This is a genomic window from Lelliottia nimipressuralis (genome assembly GCF_004402045.1).
Taxonomy (GTDB): domain Bacteria; phylum Pseudomonadota; class Gammaproteobacteria; order Enterobacterales; family Enterobacteriaceae; genus Enterobacter; species Enterobacter chinensis.
In genome coordinates, this window is record NZ_SOMG01000018.1 from 1 (window position 1) to 17,902 (window position 17,902).

Here is a 17,902-nt window from a genome sequence, read left to right on the forward strand (position 1 = left end):
CTCAGAAGTGAAACGCCGTAGCGCCGATGGTAGTGTGGGGTCTCCCCATGTGAGAGTAGGGAACTGCCAGGCATCAAATTAAGTAGTAAGCCGGTGCATAAATCCGGTGGTTACAGCAGTCTTCGGTGGAGCGGTAGTTCAGTCGGTTAGAATACCTGCCTGTCACGCAGGGGGTCGCGGGTTCGAGTCCCGTCCGTTCCGCCACTTATTAAAAGCCCTGAGTTAACGCTCAGGGCTTTTTTCTTATCTGTTGCCTCATTATTGCTAAATCAGCAAAAATCCTCTGCATTTTACGATCTTTTTCTTCATAACCGCTACAGCGATAATTCTCCTCAGTTAACAAACATTATGAATAACGAGGATTATATGACTCTCCCTGCATTTGGTCTGGGCACTTTCCGCCTGAAAGATGACGTTGTTATCGCATCGGTTAAAACCGCACTTGAACTGGGTTATCGCGCAGTTGATACGGCACAGATCTATGAAAATGAAGCTGCCGTTGGACAGGCTCTTGAAGAGAGTGGTGTGCCACGTAATGAGCTGTTCATCACCACGAAAATCTGGATTGAAAACCTCAGCAAAGACAAGCTGATCCCGAGCCTGAAAGAGAGCCTGAAGAAATTGCGCACAGACTACGTGGATCTGACGCTGATTCACTGGCCATCACCGAACGATGCCGTTTCTGTAGAAGAATTCATGCAGGCACTTCTGGAAGCGAAAGCTCAGGGCTTAACCCGCGAAATTGGTATCTCCAACTTCACCATTCCGCTGATGGAAAAAGCCATTGCCGCTGTAGGTGCAGAAAATATTGCGACCAACCAGATTGAACTTTCTCCTTACCTGCAAAACCGCAAAGTCGTGGACTGGGCTAAACAGCACGGTATCCACATCACCTCATACATGACGCTGGCCTACGGTAAGGCGCTGAAAGATGAAGTGATTATGCGTATCGCTGAGAAGCATAGCGCGACTGCCGCGCAGGTCATTCTGGCATGGGCAATGGGTGAAGGTTATGCGGTGATCCCATCTTCAACTAAACGTGAAAACCTGGCCAGCAACCTGTTAGCAACGGATCTTCAGCTGGATGCGGACGATAAAAAAGCGATCGCAGCCCTGGAATGCAACGATCGCCTGGTAAGCCCGGAAGGTTTAGCCCCTCACTGGGATTAAGCTTGATCCACCCTCTGTAACCTAAACCCTCATACAGCTCCTCCGGGAGCTGTTTTTATATGTTCACTCAGGAAATCAATAAAAGCACGGATGCGCGTGCTTACCGCTCTGTCACTGTAATACACCGCGCTAAAAGGCATCTCTACCGGTAGACGCTTATCGGCCATTAACTCTACAAGCTCACCGCGCGCAATTTCTTTATCAATCATGTAATCCGACAAACAGGCGATGCCATTCCCGGTAAGGCACAGCTGTTTTAGCGTTTCCCCGCTATTAGACGATAACCCGCAGGTGATTTCATGCAACTGACCATCATGACAGGCGACAGGCCAGGTGTTTAGCGACACCGGCTCCGTAAAGCCCAGACACAGATGCTGCTTTAACTCTTCAACCGTCTCTGGTTTACCATGTTCAGCAATATAGTCTGGTGAAGCGATGATTTTGCGATAGCTGGCAAAAAGAGGGCGGGCACGCAAGCTTGAATCTGTCAGGGTTCCCGCCCGGATAGCAACATCCACTTTTCGTTCGATGAGGTTGATAAACGTCTCTGAGGAGACCAGCGAGAGCGTCATCTCCGGATAACGTTCGCGGAAAGGTTTGATCAGCGGCATCAGGAAGTGAAGCACAACCGGCGTGGCCGCATCAACGCGCAGCAATCCACGTGGCGTGCTGCGGGTCTCCATAATCTCCGTCTCCGCTGCGGCCATCTCCTGCAATATCGACTGCACACGGCGGAAATAACGTTCTCCTTCTTCTGTCAGGCTCAGCTGCCGCGTCGTTCGGTTGAGCAGACTCACCCCAAGCTTCATCTCCAGTTTTTTTACCGAGCGGCTAATGGCTGAGTTAGCCTGCCCCAGCTGTTCGGCCGCACGGCTAAAACTGCCGCTTTCGACGACGGCGACAAAGATTGTCAGCTCTTCCGACGTTGCTTTCATTGTTGCACCACCTGCAAAATTCAATTGATATTTTGACCATTTTTGTTATTTAAGCACTGGCGCATACTGCCTGTCATCTTAATCCTGATGATACGGAGTATTTTATGCCACTGGCGCTACTTGCCCTGACGATCAGTGCCTTTGCAATTGGCACGACCGAATTTGTTATCGTGGGACTGGTTCCCACCATTGCTAATCAGCTTGCCATCTCGTTGCCCTCTGCCGGGCTGTTGGTGTCTATCTACGCCCTGGGCGTCGCCGTCGGTGCACCCGTACTGACGGCCCTGACCGGACGTTTTCCACGTAAGCAGCTGTTAGTCGCGCTGATGGTGCTGTTCACTGCGGGCAACATTCTGGCCTGGCAGGCGCCGGACTACACCACCCTGGTGATTGCCCGCCTGTTGACCGGCCTTGCACACGGTGTGTTCTTCTCAATTGGTTCCACTATTGCAACCAGCCTGGTACCCAAAGAGAAAGCGGCTTCAGCCATTGCGATCATGTTTGGTGGGTTGACCGTTGCACTCGTCACGGGCGTACCGTTGGGAACGTTTATAGGGCAGCATTTCGGCTGGCGTGAAACTTTCCTGGCCGTCTCCTTACTGGGGGCCATCGCCCTGGTGTCCAGCCTGCTACTCGTACCCTCTAATATTCCTGGCCGGGCGAGTGCCAGCCTGCGCGATCAGCTGAAGGTGCTCACGCATCCGCGTTTGCTGATCATCTACGCGGTTACGGCACTGGGCTATGGTGGGGTATTCACCGCCTTCACTTTCCTGGCACCGATGATGCAGGACCTGGCAGGCTTCTCTCCCAACGCCGTGAGCTGGATTTTGCTGGGATATGGTATTTCCGTTGCCATTGGTAATATCTGGGGCGGCAAGCTTGCAGATAAGCACGGTGCGGTACCGGCGCTGAAGTTCATTTTCGCCGCCCTGGTTGTTCTGCTGATGATTTTCCAGTTCACGGCTTCGATACACTACGCCGCGCTGGTCACGGTGCTGGTCATGGGGATCTTTGCCTTTGGCAATGTGCCCGGGCTTCAGGTTTACGTTGTCCAGAAAGCCGAGCTCTATACACCAAATGCGGTGGATGTGGCATCGGGCCTGAACATTGCCGCATTTAATATTGGCATTGCGCTGGGCTCCATCATAGGCGGGCAAACCGTAGCGCATGTTGGATTAACCCAGACACCGTGGATTGGTGCGGTGATCGTCCTGGTGGCCTTCCTGCTGATTGGCCTGAGTGGACGTCTTGATAAACCTGCTCGTGTCGCGCTGGGATAACATCAGTAAGTGCTTGCTTACAAAACTGGAAAGCGGTTTCTCAGAAATTGCGTTGAAAGTGTGACCTAAAGTCCCTATAACAGTAGAACCAGTCCGTTTTCCGGGCTGGTTCATGTTACAGAGGCTGTTTCCAAAAGTGCGAAAAAATACCTATGCCATGCGTTATGTTGCCGGAATGCCCGCGGAGAGGATCTTGCCTCCGGGGTCGTTTGCGAGCATAAGCCAGGCATTACCCGCCGGCACTCCGTTAAGCAGCGATGAAAAAATCCGCGTGCTGGTGTGGAATATCTTTAAGCAGCAGCGTGCGGAGTGGTTATCGGTACTCAAGAATTTTGGAAAAGATGCCCACCTGGTTCTGCTCCAGGAGGCGCAAACCACCCCTGAGCTGGTGCGGTTTGCGACCACCAACTATCTTGCCGCCGATCAGGTGCCTGCATTTGTTCTGCCGCAACATCCCTCTGGAGTAATGACGCTTTCTGCGGCACATCCCGTCTATTGCTGTCCGCTGCGCGAACGCGAGCCTATCCTGCGTCTGGCGAAGTCGGCGCTGGTGACGGTCTACCCGCTGCCGGATACCCGAATGCTGATGGTCGTGAATATCCACGCGGTAAATTTCAGCCTGGGCGTGGATGTGTATAGTAAGCAGTTACTTCCCATTGGCGATCAGATTGCGCATCACAGCGGGCCCATTATTATGGCCGGCGATTTCAATGCCTGGAGCCGTCCGCGCATGAATGCGCTGTACCGCTTTGCGCGCGAAATGTCGCTGCGTGAAGTTCGTTTTAACGATGACCAACGCAAAAAAGCCTTTGGTCGGCCTCTCGATTTTGTCTTCTATCGTGGTTTGAGCGTGCACGACGCCTCTGTTCTGGTGACGCGTGCCTCCGATCACAATCCTCTACTAGTTGAATTCAGTCCCGGCAAACCTGATAAATAATGGTGTGTCAGGTCTGCCGTGGGGCAGGCCTGCGCGGGTGCTGCCCTTTATTTTTCACTCACAAAGGACAGTACGATGACAACAACACACTCCCATCACGACAACGTAGAAAAACAGTTTGGTTCTCAGGCAAATGCTTATCTGAGCAGCGCCGTGCACGCTTCCGGCCGCGATCTGGTCCGTCTCGGTGAACGCCTGGCGGCATTCCCGCAGGCGCACGTGTTGGATTTAGGCTGTGGCGCCGGGCATGCCAGTTTTACGGCTGCGCAGCAGGTGGCACAGGTCACCGCGTATGACTTATCCAGCCAGATGCTGGAGGTGGTTGCTGAAGCGGCCAAAGCGAAAGGGCTGGAGAACATTGATACGCGCCAGGGCTATGCCGAATCCTTACCTTTTGATGATGCGTCGTTTGAGGTGGTGATCAGCCGCTATTCAGCGCACCACTGGCATGATGTCGGCCAGGCATTACGTGAGGTCAAACGCGTCCTGAAGCCGGGTGGCATCTTCATCATGATGGATGTGATGTCGCCTGGGCATCCGGTGCGCAATATCTGGCTGCAGACGGTGGAAGCGCTGCGCGACACCTCGCATGTGCAAAACTACTCCAGCGGAGAGTGGTTTTCATTTATCACTGACGCAGGGCTGATTGCGCGCGCGTTGATTACCGACCGCTTACCGCTGGAGTTCAGCTCGTGGATCGCGCGTATGCGCACCCCGGAAGCATTAAGCCAGGCAATCAGGCTGTATCAGGAGAGTGCGTCCGCTGAGGTGAAGGCGTACTTTGAACTGCAGGACGATGGCTCATTTACCAGCGATACCATCATGGCTGAAGCGCAAAAAGCGGGATAAATAAAAAAGGCACCGAGGGGAATCGGTGCCTTTTAATCTTTCGATCGTGTTATCAGGAGTCTGGCGTAGCGCTGTTCTTCACAAACAACGTCAGCTGGTCGCCTGGTTTCAGATTGTCAGTATCATTGTTCCATCGCATCACATCTTTGATGTTCACGCCGTGTCGTTTTGCGATACTGGACAGTGAATCGCCCTTGCGCACGCGATAGGTAATGCTATCGCTGTTGCTGGCGAGACGCTGTGCGCTGCTACCTGCACCCACCGTCAGCGTTTGACCGACTTTCAGGCCTGAACTGCGCAGATTATTCCACTGCTGCAGATCGTTTGCCGTCACGCCAAGACGTGATGCAATGCCCGAAAGCGTGTCACCTGAACGAACCTTATAACTGCGGCTGTTAACTGATGATGCATCCGCGATCAGCGTTGACTGAACGGCGGCAATTTCACCAGAAGCTAAAGACTCACGTAACTGCTCGGCATGTTTCTGCGGAACCATTACATACTGTGGGCCACTTGCCCCCAGGGTTGAGCCTTTAACGCCAGCATTAAAGGTTTTCAATTTACTTACCGACATACCCGTCATATCAGCGACCTGTTGAATATCAACCGGATTGCTGAGGCGGACACGCGCCAGTGCACGACTTTCGTCTGGTGTTGGCAGTTGTACGCCGTAACGCTTGCTGTTCTTGAGAATATCGCTCAATGCCAGCATTTTCGGTACGTAAATCTTTGTTTCCTGTGGCAGTGAGAGCGACCAAAAATCGGTGGATTTACCCCGTGCTTTATTCGCTTTCATTGCCTTCAGTACACGACCTTCGCCGCTATTGTACGCTGCGACCGTTAACAGCCAGTCGCCGTCAAACATCTTGTTCAGACGTTGCATCATGTCGAGAGCGGCTGTCGTTGAAGCGACAACATCGCGACGCGCATCATAGTTGCGGGTCTGTTTCAGACCATAGTTTCGCCCGGTGCTCGGAATGATCTGCCAAATGCCTGCGGCATTGGCGCCAGACGTCGCGTGTGGGTCAAAAGCGCTCTCCACTATGGGTAGGAGTACCAGCTCCATAGGCATGTTACGTTTCTTAACTTGCCCGGCTATCCAGTACATATACGGCTCTGCCCGTAACGTTACATCGTGGAGATAGCTCTTATTTCTTAAATACTTTTGTTTCTGTTCGCGAATCCGGGTATTTTCCGGAATTCCCATCTTTAGCTCGTCGCCAATAGAGGCCCACAAGTCTTGTTCCTGCGCGAAAGATGTCCCATCGTCCAACCATCGCGCCTGACTTGTAAACTTCCCTGCTTCCCCTTGACCAGCTGCAGAAAGGCTCTGTGCGTGCTGTTGTACGTTGCTGCCGTTCTGCGACTGGCAACCTACAAGCAGGACAGAGGCGAGTAATATCGCTTTTGCCTTCATGTGTGTGTCAATAGTTGCTTAAAAGACGAGCGATAATAACGGCGAAATTTTGAAAAGGCAACCCGCAATTATCTGAAGTTATCTTTCTTTGACCTCAACCATGCAAATCGCTGTTCTGATTGTTGCAACTTTGTTTCTTGGTTAATTTTACTAATTAAATCAATATCATCTGTTCGTAAAAATAAATTAATTTGGCGCTCATTTTTCAGAATTACGGGTAGTGTTTTTTGGTTTTTTGCACGTAACTCCTTCACTTTGTGATAATAATCCTGAATCGCCCGATCCTCAGGTAAGATGTTCACGGCAAACTTCATATTCCCTAATGTATATTCATGAGCGCAACAAATGAGAGTCTCATCGGGTAGTGCGGTAATCTTCTGTAAAGACTGGTACATTTGAGAAGGCGTGCCTTCAAACAGTCTTCCGCAGCCTCCGGAGAAAAGCGTGTCGCCGCAAAAAAGATAAGGTTTACTGTAGAAACACAGATGTCCTGAAGTGTGACCCGGTGTAGCAAATACGGAAAACTCCCACTCGCGTATGAGGATATTTTCACCGTCTTCGACTACTTGTGTTGTTCCTTTATCTTGTGTCTCAGCTGGTCCGTAAACCACAAGATGCGGAAAGTGGGCGCGCAGATCGGTCACACCGCCAGTGTGATCGTGATGATGGTGGGTCAACAGAATGGCTTCAGGCTTCCAGCCATTTTCCTTGATGGCATGCAAAACGGGGGCGGATTCTCCGGGGTCGACAATGACGCATCGACGATCGTCGTCAACCAAAACCCAGATGTAATTGTCCTCAAAAGCAGGAATACTGATAAGATTCATACATTACCTCTTATAGCGTGGCGGGTGTGTTGATGAAACCGGCAAGGATACCTCAGACTGTCGCAGCACCGGAACGTTGGGCGGAATTGCCCTGGGGTGAATACTATCGCGAGGCGCTAGAACAGCAGCTGAAGCCCTGGCTCGCGAAAATGTATGGCTTTCACCTGCTTAAGATTGGCAATCTCAGCGCGGAAATCAATACCGAAAGCTGCGCTATCTCGCATCAGGTCAATGTCTCTCTCGGTGGATCGCCGGTTCAGGTGAAAGCAGACCCTTTACATCTGCCGTTTGCGGAAAAATCCGTTGACGCGTGTTTGCTCGCTCACACGTTACCCTGGTGCAGCGATCCGCACCGTCTGCTTCGGGAAGCCGATCGCGTGCTGATTGATGACGGCTGGCTGGTACTTAGCGGATTCAATCCGCTGAGCCTTATGGGTCTGCGTAAGCTGGTACCGGTGCTGCGCCGAACTCCGCCTTACAACAGCCGGATGTTCACCATGATGCGTCAGCTCGACTGGCTGTCACTCCTGAACTTCGAAGTGCTCTGCTACGGGGGCTTTCAGGTGCTGCCCTGGGCGCGGCAGGGGGGCGTCGTACTGAGCACCCATCTGCCCGCATTGGGCTGTTTGCAGTTTGTCGTTGCGCGTAAGCGAACCATTCCGCTCACGCTTAATCCCATGAAGCAGAGCAAGTCGAAAACGCCCATCCGCCAGACCGTGGGTGCCACGCGGCAATACAAAAAAACCGATTAGGCGTCGGGCTGATAGCCCGCATCTTCATGAGCGGGATTAGATGCCGCAGCGCGCGCGAGTTCGTCGCAGCGTTCATTTTCCGGATGGCCAGCGTGGCCTTTTACCCACTCCCACTTAATCTGGTGTTGTCCCAGGGCAGCATCAAGTCGTTTCCAGAGATCGACATTCTTGACCGGTTTCTTATCGGCGGTCTTCCAGCCGCGTTTTTTCCAGTTGTGGATCCACTGGGTGATCCCCTGACGCACGTACTGGCTGTCTGTGCTTAACACCACGTCACAATGTTCTTTTAACGCTTCCAGCGCCACAATGGCCGCCATCAACTCCATGCGGTTGTTGGTGGTCAGAAAATAGCCTTCGCTAAAGGTTTTTTCGTGCTGGCGATAGCGCATAATCGCACCGTAGCCGCCGGGACCTGGGTTACCGAGACAAGATCCATCGGTGAAAATTTCTACCTGTTTACGCATCTCTGGTAGACTTCCTGTATTCGAAACGTTCAGTTAAACGATAAGTCTGACATAAATGACCGCTATGAGCACTGCAATTACTCGCCAGATTGTCCTCGATACCGAAACCACCGGTATGAACCAGATCGGCGCGCACTACGAAGGGCATAAGATCATTGAGATCGGTGCCGTTGAAGTGGTGAACCGTCGTCTTACGGGGAACAACTTCCACGTCTACCTCAAACCCGATCGGCTGGTGGATCCAGAAGCGTTCGGCGTTCACGGTATTGCCGATGAGTTCTTGCTGGATAAGCCGACTTTTGCGGATGTCGCTGACGAGTTCCTGGAATACATCAAGGGCGCCGAGCTCGTCATCCACAATGCCTCGTTCGATATCGGCTTTATGGATTATGAATTCAGCAAGCTTAATCGTGATATCCCGAAGACAAACACCTTCTGTAAGGTGACAGACAGCCTGGCGCTGGCGAGGAAAATGTTCCCCGGCAAGCGTAACAGCCTTGATGCACTCTGTTCGCGCTACGAGATAGACAATACCAAGCGAACGCTACACGGGGCGTTGCTCGATGCCCAAATCCTGGCTGATGTCTATCTGACGATGACCGGCGGGCAGACGTCAATGAAGTTCAGTATGGAAAATGAATCTCAGCAGACGCAGGGCGAAGCGGGTATTCAGCGTGTTGTCCGTCAGGCCAGCCGGTTGCGGGTCGTTTTAGCCAGTGATGAAGAGCTTCTTAACCACGAGTCACGGCTGGATCTGGTGCAGAAGAAGGGCGGAAGCTGTATGTGGCGCGCCTGAAAAAACACCGGAATGCCTGTAAAATCATCGTTTGGGCGATTTTTGCAGCAAACGATTCAAAACGTGAGAAAAAGCGTTGACGAGATCGGAGGCACACCGTAATATGCGCCTCGTTCCCCAAACGGGAACAGTGGAGCGGTAGTTCAGTCGGTTAGAATACCTGCCTGTCACGCAGGGGGTCGCGGGTTCGAGTCCCGTCCGTTCCGCCACTATTCAGGCCCACGTTATTTATAACGTGGGCCTTTTTCATATCTGTACTTTTCCCTCTGCGCGTTCGTCTTTTACGACTTTTCTTTGCGTGGCGCGTGAACAGAGCGCAATGCCACACAGAATCAATACCGTGCTGACCAGATGATACGAATGTAACGTAACGTGCAGGAATATCACGCTGAATAAGCCCCCGCTCAGTGGGATGAGATGTGAATAAATCTCCCCTCGGGTTGCACCGATAACCGCAATGCCTTTATTCCACAGCAGATAAGAGAGCCAGGAAGGAAACACCACCAGATAGAGCAAACCACTTAAAAAGCCGGGCGTTGTATAGGCTGCCCAGTCAGGCAAACCAGTTTTCATCAGCGATATCGCCAGGACTGGTAACAGAACCAGTGCGCCAAAGATTGCGCTCACCGCGACAAACGCATTTCCGCCAACGTTACGGGGTTTCATCCGCAAGAAGGCACAATAAACAGCCCAGCTGGCGGCAGAGCCCATGGTCCAGATATCGCCTCGATTCAAATTCTTAAGCGTATCCAGGTGCAGAAGGTCGCCCTGCATCACCAGCCAGACGACACCTAATGAGCTGAGCACCACCCCTGCAATATTCTGTGTTGATATTTTCTCTTTAAAGATGAGTTTATTAATCAATAATACCAGTGCGGGTGTTGTGGATAAATAAATAGCCGCGTTAAGTGATGAGGTATATTGCAGGCCGATATACAGCGTGAGGGGGAACAGAACCTGCCCGCACATCGCAAGAAATATAATTGTGCCGCCAGCCTTTTTCATCATCGGCCACTGGGCACGGATCTGCTTAATATAAAGCGCAGATAAGAGTAGAGCCGTGAATATCCAGCGTGCGGCGGATAATATAATCGGGTCTGCATGTGCCACCAGTAAATGACCAACGACATAATTGCCGCCCCAAAAACAGGCTGCGAGACTGAGTAAAAAATAAGGCATAGAAACTCCTGATAATACGCATTTTGTCTGTGTCAAGAGTACTGCCGGGGCGGAATTAAATGCTAATATAATATTTTCATTCCACGGTATTGGCTGAAACTATGAAGTTTACTCTCAGGCAACTTGAGTTCTACATTGCGTTAGCGGAAACATTACAAATTTCCAAAGCGGCCAGCCGTTGTCATATTTCGCAATCCTCCATGACGGTTTCCATGCGTAATCTGGAAGATGCGGTCAATGCCCCCCTCTTTATTCGCCATGCAAAGGGGATTCAGTTAACGCCCGTCGGCGAGCGATTTTTGAATCATGCCCGCAAGATCCTCCACGATAGCCGCGCAGCGGTGGAGGATCTCCATCAGCAGCCTGAGGCGATTAACGGCGTCGTGCGTATTGGTATTGCCGAAACCCTTTCCGCTTATCTGTTACCGGATCTCTGGGGGGATATGGCGCAGCGTTTTCCGCTGCTGGAGACGGTATTTCACGAGGCACCGGCATCGCAACTGCTTCAGGCCTTGCGCCAGGGAACGCTCGATTTTTGTCTTCTGCTGACCTCTAATATCAGCCACGACAGTACGCTTGAGATCGAAACCTGGATCCGCTCGCCGCGCCGACTATGGACCTCCATCGGCCATCCTCTCCTTAGCGGGCCTGAGCTGCGGCTAAAGGAGGTGGAAAAGGTACCGTTTTTGCTGCTGGTGACGGATGACTATCCCGATGTGATAACAGACTACTGGCAAAGCCGGGGCTGCCATCCTGACATCCATTTTCGCACCAACTCCTTTGAGGCAATTCGAAGTCTGGTCGCACAGGGAAAGGGTGTGACGATTTTATCCGATCTCGTCTATCGCCCGTGGGCGCTTAATGGCCAGCGTGTGATCCGGCGAACCATCGACGACTGCATTACCTATATGGACGTGGGCATCGTTAAAAACGCCGGGCAACCGCTCTCTCCGGCCTCTTTGCGGTTGATGGATTTTTTACGACAGCAAACGGCGCGGCTGGGCGAACAGTACTGAATCACGCCCCTGAGATTTCCGTTGTCTGCCAGATATTTCCTGATTTCCATGAAGGCATTCTTGCCCGCAGGTCGTGTATTCCGTTGCAGGGGGGGATGACAATAAGCGCCTTGCTTATCTGTCTTTATCGAAACGGAATTGTGTTATGTCTGGTATCACCGAGAGCGGTACTCGCTCCCTGATAACCTCCCGTCCATTGTTGTTAGCCTTCTGTTGCGCGGCCGCTTTACCGATATACGCTGAAGAGTCGATCACCGTTGAGGGTCATTATAGCGATCCCGTGTCATTAATTGCCCCGGCCCATTCCCCTGCGCAACAGTTGCCCGCCAGCGATGGCGCGGACGCGCTAAAAACCATACCGGGTTTTTCCGTGCTGCGCAGCGGTGGAAGCAACGGCGATCCGGTGTTGCGCGGGATGTTCGGCTCCCGCCTGATGCTGCTTACGGATGGCGTCAGTACACAAGGTGGCTGCGGCTCGCGCATGGATACCCCAACGGCCTATATCACGCCACAAAGTTACGACACGATTACCGTCATTAAAGGCCCACAAAGCGTGCTCTGGGGCCCTATGGGATCCGCGGGTACGCTGCTTTTTGAACGCCAGCCGGACTATTACAACGCACCCGAGCTGAAAGGCAGCGCTGAGTTGCTGCAGGGCGCGAACGGAAGAGCGGATCAGAACCTTAATCTCGCGTTTGGTAACCCGCACGGCTATGTCCGTCTTGACGGTAATCATTCGGTCGCGGATGACTATCGGGATGGTTACGGCAACCGCGTGCCGGGGTTGTGGCGTAAATGGAATAGTGGCGTCACGGTGGGACTGACGCCTGATGACGACACTCTGGCAGAGCTTAGTGTGGGAGCCAGCGACGGCAAAGCCCGTTACGCCGGGCGGATGATGGACGGTAGCCGCTTTGCCCGTAAAAGCGCGGCGCTAAAGCTGGAGAAGTACCATCTGAGCGAGCGTTTCAGCAAACTTAGCTGGCAACTATATGCCAATGATACTGACCACATCATGGATAATTACAGCCTGCGCCAGCCGGTTGGCGCAAAGCGTAAATCCGAAGTCGGCGGTGTGGTCATGGGCAGTCGCCTTACCGGCGAGTGGGAGGATGAGAGCACCTCAGTCACCGCTGGAGCAGACGTCATGCGCAAAAACCACCGCAAAAAAAGCGCCGGAGCGTGGCGTGACGATGCTCGTTTTACCCAGGCCGGTTTGTTTAGCGAATGGCGTCAGTCTGTCACCGCGGACGATACGGTCGTCGTAGGTGCGAGAATAGATAGCGTACAGGCGGACGATCGGCGAGGCGCGCAGAATGCCACGCGGCATAGCGTTCTGCCGGGCATGTTTACCCGCTACGAGTATCGCATGCAGGATGTCCCCCTGACGTTTTACAGCGGCGTAGGCTATACCGAGCGTTTTCCTGACTACTGGGAGCTTTTTTCCGGGAAGGCCGGACAGCAAAGCTTCCGTCAGTTGAAAACGGAAAAGACCCTGCAATGGGATACCGGCGTGCAAATGCACGGCGATAAGGTCAGCGCCTGGGCATCGGCCTACGTCGGGCGGACTGCCGATTATATTTTGTTTGATTACAGCCGAACGCCGTCACAGGCCAGCAATATCGATGCGGCCGTAATAGGCGCGGAGACAGGCGCAAACTGGAATCTGACGCCAACCTGGGCACTGACGGGAAGCCTGAGCTACGCCTGGGGGGAGAACCGCACCGATAAACAACCTCTCCCGCAGATGCCACCGCTGGAAGGACGCCTGGCGCTGGACTATACCGGGCAAAAATGGCGCACCGGATTACTGTGGCGCGTGGTTGCGCCGCAGCATCGCGTGGCACAAAACAAAGGCAACGTTACCGGACAAGATCTCGGTCCGAGCGCGGGATTTGGCGTGCTGTCGTGGAGCGCTGGCTACATCTTTAACGACCACTTTGAGTCCCGAGTGGGTATCGAGAATCTGTTCAATAAATACTACAGCGAGCACCTCAATCTGGCGGGCGCCAGCCAGTTCGGATATGCCACAAATCAGCAAATCCCTGAACCAGGGCGTACCTGGTGGCTGGCCATGACATACCATTTCTGACCTTACATGTAATTGCTGAGAGCGACCGTTGAGGCGCCCCTTTGCCTCTACCGCCTGTTTACAGGCGGTTTTTTTTCAGATAGCAATATCGAACATTTGCGTTTTGGAAAGCAGGCAATAGAGTTGACAGTCGCTGTTTACCCCCAGTTTTTCCATCGCCCGCAGCTTATGGGCACTGACGGTTTTATTACTCAAGTGCAACTGTCTGGCGATCTCTGTCAAACTCATCCCTTTGCAGAGCATACGTAACACATCAATTTCGCGGGGAGAGAGCTCTTGATCCGTTTGCGCGCCAGTCTGAAACAGCGAGTGCATCAGTTCGCGCTCTATATAAACTTCGCCATTGATCACCGACGTCAGCGTCCTGCTCAGGGTTTTTTCACAGGTATCCCGACTTATATAGGCTTTGGCTCCTGCCTCCAGCGACATACGGATAAGTTGCGTATTTTTATAAGGCGAAAGCACAACAATTTTAAGCTGCGGATATTTACGGCTGAGCCATTTAATCAGCAATACGCCGTCCATTCCGTTGAGCGGATTAACGGTTTGGCTGGTGGCCAGCGAAAAGCCAAGAAACAGAATATCGACAGAATGTTGGGACAGTAGCGACAGCAGTTCTGACGGCGAAGCCGTATCGCCCTGGATGCAAAATTCCGGGCGGGGAGAACCATCGCTGGAAAGAGACGGCAAATTGGTGATCATGGATAAGACGCCACGACGAATAATGGTGTGCTCATCGGCGATAGCGATACGAATTTTCATGGTTTCTCCTTCGAAAATATGGACGACGGCAGGGAATAACGTCGCCGGATGACCAGAAAGATACAGATCCTATACAGAGCATTCTTTAGTACTTGTCAGATAATTCCTTCAGTGCGGCGTCGAGCTGCTGCAGATTCGCTTCCATTCGCGCGCAGAAACGCGATGTCAGGCTGGGCAAGGCGTCAGGGGGGATAACGCCTGCCGCCAGCATTTCCGGCAGTATTTCAATGGCCTGACAGCTACGGGTGGCATTGTGCATGGCAAAGAGACTCCAGGAGGCCTTCAGACGATGGGCGACCTGGCTGAGCATTTGCGGGGACGGGGTATTTTCCTGTAACTGTCGGATATCAAGGGTAATGGCATCGCGCATTTGCTGGCGCATCAGGACCATGATCTCTGGTTGCCCATTGGCCAGACGCCGTAGCTCGCTGAGATCGGGCACCTGATTGTGCTGCCCATGATGATGCGCCAGCGCCTGATGCAGGGCATTAAGGGAGAGCGGTTTTCGTAATAGCGCGTCCATCCCTGCATGTTTTGCCCGATCGTCCTCCCCCTGCAGCGCGCTGGCTGTGTAGCCGAGGATAACAGGCGGCGCAGTGATGCTGCCGGCAATATCGCGCAGCAGTATTAGCGAGGTAAGCTGATAGCCGTCCATGACGCTCATCTGGCAGTCGGTTATCAGGACATCAACCGGCTCGTTTTCCAGGTGGGTAAGCGCCTCGCTTGCGTTTGCACAAGAGATAACCTCCTGACCCAGCTTCTGTAACTGAAGCGATAACACCGTCAGGTTAGCCGGAAAATCGTCGACAATTATGACGCGGTGCCGCGGGAGCGGCGTTAAGGCAGGCGTCTCATCGGCAATCGCAACAGCGTGTGTGGCCTGCAGCGGTATGCTCAGCGTCGCCTGCGTACCTTTCCCCGCTTCGCTGGTGATAGCTAACGCCCCTCCCATTAACTCAACGAGCTGATAGCAGATCGCCAGGCCCAGCCCGCTGCTTTGCGGTGTGCTGCTGTCCGTCTGGAACCATGGCTGACCAAGATGTGGCAGGGCATCGTCCGGGATCCCAATACCTGTGTCGCGGATCACGAGCTGCAAGTTTTCGCCATGGATCCGGGCGTGGAAATCAATTTCGCCCTGCGGCGTATATTTAATGGCGTTACCCACCAGGTTGGCGATGATCTGATTCAGCCGCGCTTTATCGAACAGGAACCACCCGTCGTGCGGCACTTTCAGCTCGCTACGCCAGTGCAGACCTTTAGCTTTTGCGCTGCTCGCAAAAATCTCCACGCTGGCATTGAGCGTCTGCCACAGGGGCCAGGCGTCTGGCTCCAGCCTTAATTCACCTGCTTCAATGCGCGACAGATCTAACACACCGCCAATTACGTCGCGTAGCGAACCTGCTGCCTGCCAGGCGATGTTCAGTGATTCGCTTTTATCGCGCTCCATTTCCAGCAGGCCCAGCATGGCGTTGAGTGGCGTGCGAATGTCATGGCTCATGCGGGCGAGAAAATTCGATTTTTCGATGCTGGCCTGCTCAGCCTGCGCAAGCGCCTGATTGAGCGCAGCGGTCAGCGCGGCTTTTTCAGTGATATCAACCCATCCCCCGACAACGCCCTGAGGCCGCCCCCGGGTATCGGTATAGCGACAAAGCCACCAGTAGAGGGTGGTATTATCCTCGGTGATGGTTTCACCCGTTAACGGTGTCGCGGTATGAAGCAACAAGAGGCGATGCGGCAATGTAAAGCGTTGGGCAAGTTCGCCCAGCGGCAGTTGGGAAAAGGGCGATCCCTCTTCGGGCAATGTCGCGAGTAAGGGGGAGTGAATAAAGGTATCGTTATAACGGGTCAGTCGCCCGGCCGGATCGCAGACAAACAACGGCACCGGGACATTGTTCATCAGGGTTTGCCACAGGGAGAGTGCGTTGTGCAACTCTGCCGTGTCCCGCTCGCGCAGGCGACGCTGGCTCTGCGCGGCGCTAAAGGTCAGCAGCGCGATTAACGCTGCGCAAATCGCCACCACGGCGAGCATCACCAGCCATAGCGATCGCACCGGGGCAGAGGCGGGGGGCTGTTCGGCCAGCGACAGGTTAAGGCTCGCGTAAATATCCGCCTGCGTCACGGACGCCAGGACGGCATTGACCCTTCTGGCGTCCCTCGGGTCAGAGATATTCGGCACAAACCATAGCGGCACTTCCGGCAACGCCAGCGGCGTTAGCGACAGGTTGCTGGCGTTACGCTGGCGCAACAGGTGATGAAGGATAAAGGCATCACCCGCGAGCCCATCGGCCCCTCCAGCTTTCAGTAATTCAAACCCTTGATCAAGTGAATCAACCAGCACCAGGTTATCTGCCGGTAACGCCTGACGCAGTAACGTGACGAGAGGCGAGATGCGCATAACGGCAATCCGCTTATGCTGTAATGCGGATAGTGCGCCAGAAAGCGGGCTTATGTCGTGACTGAGCAGGGCCCAGCTCAGCGAGTCAAACGTGATGGCATTCATGGAAGGCGGCGTTGCGCTGGCGACAATGCGCAATGTGTCATGCGCATACCGAAGCGGGGGCGCGTCAAGGCTGAAGGTCAGGTTAAACAGGCTGGGTGGAAAGAGGTTTAGCAACAGATCGCGCCATACGCCCTGAATATGCCCGTCAGACGCGAGTGTCACCAGTGGCGGTGAAATGGCGGGAAGCAGAACATGCAGCGCTATTTTCGGGGCATCTTCCTGAACAGGCGAGTGGCGTGCGTCAAAGACGCTGCCATCCGGCAACAGCCACTTTTGTTCCAGCCATTCGGCGTCCTCCGGGTTAACGGCGTGAATGCGCTCGTTGAATATTTCCAGCGTGCTGGCCTGCTCAGGCAGCGCCCAGGCGCGAAAATGTAGCGGTGGCGTATCGTCCAGCCGCGTCAGCGTCAGCGTGGTGGCGGGGGAGTGGGTCAGCCAGTTGCGCAGAATAAATTCCGGGGCGATGAATTCCCGCGCCTTCCCTGCCACCAGTTGCCTGACGTTTTCACCCGGTGACGCGGAACCCGCAACAGCGCAGCGGGAAGTCACCTCTGAGGGTAATTCCGGAAAGCACAACGTACCGCCGCGGCCCTCTTTTATGCTCAGCGACGCCAGGGGGAAAGTGAGCATGGGCTCGCTGGACACCAGGCCGGCGGCAGGACGTTTGGCGGCAATTAATACATCGATGCGATGCTGGTTCAGCGCGTCCAGCGCCGACGCTGTGGTGCTAAAACGCTGGACGTTCGGCAGCGTCGTATTGCTAAACAGTATGCTGAGCTCATCATCCAGAATTCCCGGCGGCCGATCGATGACGAGAAAAGGCGGCGCGGCGCTCAGCAGGCCAACGCGCAGCGCACCAGCCGCCGCATGTCCGCTTATCAGCGTGAGGATAAACAGTAATGTTGCCAGCCACCCTCTGCGCATGC

15 protein-coding genes and 2 tRNA genes are annotated in these 17,902 nt (G+C 53.8%); 10 read left to right on the forward strand and 7 right to left on the reverse strand.

Annotated elements, in window-relative coordinates; all coding sequences use genetic code 11:
• Nucleotides 1–127: 127 nt before the first annotated feature.
• Both E3U32_RS12065 and dkgB read left to right on the forward strand, forming a co-directional pair.
• Nucleotides 128–204 (forward strand) — tRNA-Asp (locus E3U32_RS12065).
• A gap of 162 nt (nucleotides 205–366) precedes the next feature.
• A complete protein-coding gene (dkgB, locus tag E3U32_RS12070; RefSeq protein ID WP_134348985.1) occupies nucleotides 367–1,170 on the forward strand; it encodes a 2,5-didehydrogluconate reductase DkgB in 804 nt (267 codons plus the stop codon).
• A 29-nt stretch (nucleotides 1,171–1,199) separates the two neighbouring features.
• Here dkgB and yafC read toward each other — a convergent pair whose 3' ends face one another.
• A complete protein-coding gene (yafC, locus tag E3U32_RS12075) occupies nucleotides 1,200–2,105 on the reverse strand; it encodes a DNA-binding transcriptional regulator YafC (protein ID WP_134348986.1) in 906 nt (301 codons plus the stop codon).
• Between the two features lie 104 nt (nucleotides 2,106–2,209).
• On the opposite strand from yafC, the gene E3U32_RS12080 reads away from it, so the two are divergent.
• The 3 genes from E3U32_RS12080 (at nucleotide 2,210) to E3U32_RS12090 (ending at nucleotide 5,171) form a co-directional block, all read left to right on the forward strand.
• Entirely contained in the window at nucleotides 2,210–3,385 is a 1,176-nt protein-coding gene (locus tag E3U32_RS12080; RefSeq protein WP_134348987.1) for an MFS transporter, read from the forward strand.
• Between the two features lie 136 nt (nucleotides 3,386–3,521).
• Nucleotides 3,522–4,322 (forward strand): endonuclease/exonuclease/phosphatase family protein, encoded by an 801-nt coding sequence (locus tag E3U32_RS12085; protein WP_047347395.1) that lies wholly within the window; start codon nucleotides 3,522–3,524, stop codon nucleotides 4,320–4,322.
• A gap of 75 nt (nucleotides 4,323–4,397) precedes the next feature.
• Nucleotides 4,398–5,171: a class I SAM-dependent methyltransferase gene (locus tag E3U32_RS12090; RefSeq protein WP_134348988.1), complete on the forward strand. Its 774-nt coding sequence runs from the start codon at nucleotides 4,398–4,400 to the stop codon at nucleotides 5,169–5,171.
• 52 nt (nucleotides 5,172–5,223) lie between these two features.
• Here the strand turns inward: E3U32_RS12090 and mltD are convergent, their stop codons facing one another.
• Nucleotides 5,224–6,588: a murein transglycosylase D gene (mltD, locus tag E3U32_RS12095; protein WP_134348989.1), complete on the reverse strand. Its 1,365-nt coding sequence runs from the start codon at nucleotides 6,586–6,588 to the stop codon at nucleotides 5,224–5,226.
• 68 nt (nucleotides 6,589–6,656) lie between these two features.
• Nucleotides 6,657–7,415: a hydroxyacylglutathione hydrolase gene (gene gloB / locus E3U32_RS12100; RefSeq protein ID WP_134348990.1), complete on the reverse strand. Its 759-nt coding sequence runs from the start codon at nucleotides 7,413–7,415 to the stop codon at nucleotides 6,657–6,659.
• A gap of 32 nt (nucleotides 7,416–7,447) precedes the next feature.
• On the opposite strand from gloB, the gene E3U32_RS12105 reads away from it, so the two are divergent.
• On the forward strand, nucleotides 7,448–8,167 hold the full coding sequence (locus E3U32_RS12105; protein ID WP_134348991.1) for a class I SAM-dependent methyltransferase: 720 nt from the start codon (nucleotides 7,448–7,450) through the stop codon (nucleotides 8,165–8,167).
• Here E3U32_RS12105 and rnhA read toward each other — a convergent pair.
• Nucleotides 8,164–8,631: a ribonuclease HI gene (rnhA, locus tag E3U32_RS12110; protein WP_023310485.1), complete on the reverse strand. Its 468-nt coding sequence runs from the start codon at nucleotides 8,629–8,631 to the stop codon at nucleotides 8,164–8,166. The two genes, E3U32_RS12105 and rnhA, sit on opposite strands and share 4 nt — an antisense overlap.
• 64 nt (nucleotides 8,632–8,695) lie before the next feature.
• Here rnhA and dnaQ point away from each other — a divergent pair, with 64 nt between their 5' ends.
• Both dnaQ and E3U32_RS12120 read left to right on the forward strand, forming a co-directional pair.
• Nucleotides 8,696–9,427, forward strand: coding sequence for a DNA polymerase III subunit epsilon (gene dnaQ, locus E3U32_RS12115; protein ID WP_029739690.1), 732 nt, complete (start codon nucleotides 8,696–8,698; stop codon nucleotides 9,425–9,427).
• 132 nt (nucleotides 9,428–9,559) lie between these two features.
• Nucleotides 9,560–9,636, forward strand: a tRNA-Asp gene (locus E3U32_RS12120).
• Nucleotides 9,637–9,673: 37 nt separating this feature from the next.
• Here E3U32_RS12120 and E3U32_RS12125 read toward each other — a convergent pair.
• Nucleotides 9,674–10,606, reverse strand: a complete 933-nt coding sequence (locus tag E3U32_RS12125) for a DMT family transporter (protein WP_134348992.1) — start codon at nucleotides 10,604–10,606, stop codon at nucleotides 9,674–9,676.
• Nucleotides 10,607–10,707: 101 nt separating this feature from the next.
• Here E3U32_RS12125 and E3U32_RS12130 point away from each other — a divergent pair, with 101 nt between their 5' ends.
• Nucleotides 10,708–11,622, forward strand: a complete 915-nt coding sequence (locus E3U32_RS12130) for a LysR family transcriptional regulator (protein ID WP_134348993.1) — start codon at nucleotides 10,708–10,710, stop codon at nucleotides 11,620–11,622.
• A gap of 145 nt (nucleotides 11,623–11,767) precedes the next feature.
• On the forward strand, nucleotides 11,768–13,714 hold the full coding sequence (locus E3U32_RS12135; protein ID WP_134348994.1) for a TonB-dependent copper receptor: 1,947 nt from the start codon (nucleotides 11,768–11,770) through the stop codon (nucleotides 13,712–13,714).
• A 75-nt stretch (nucleotides 13,715–13,789) separates the two neighbouring features.
• Here the strand turns inward: E3U32_RS12135 and E3U32_RS12140 are convergent, their stop codons facing one another.
• Nucleotides 13,790–14,476, reverse strand: a complete 687-nt coding sequence (locus E3U32_RS12140) for a LuxR C-terminal-related transcriptional regulator (RefSeq protein WP_134348995.1) — start codon at nucleotides 14,474–14,476, stop codon at nucleotides 13,790–13,792.
• 85 nt (nucleotides 14,477–14,561) lie between these two features.
• On the reverse strand, nucleotides 14,562–17,900 hold the full coding sequence (locus E3U32_RS12145; RefSeq protein ID WP_134348996.1) for an ATP-binding protein: 3,339 nt from the start codon (nucleotides 17,898–17,900) through the stop codon (nucleotides 14,562–14,564).
• Between the last annotated feature and the right edge of the window lie 2 nt (nucleotides 17,901–17,902).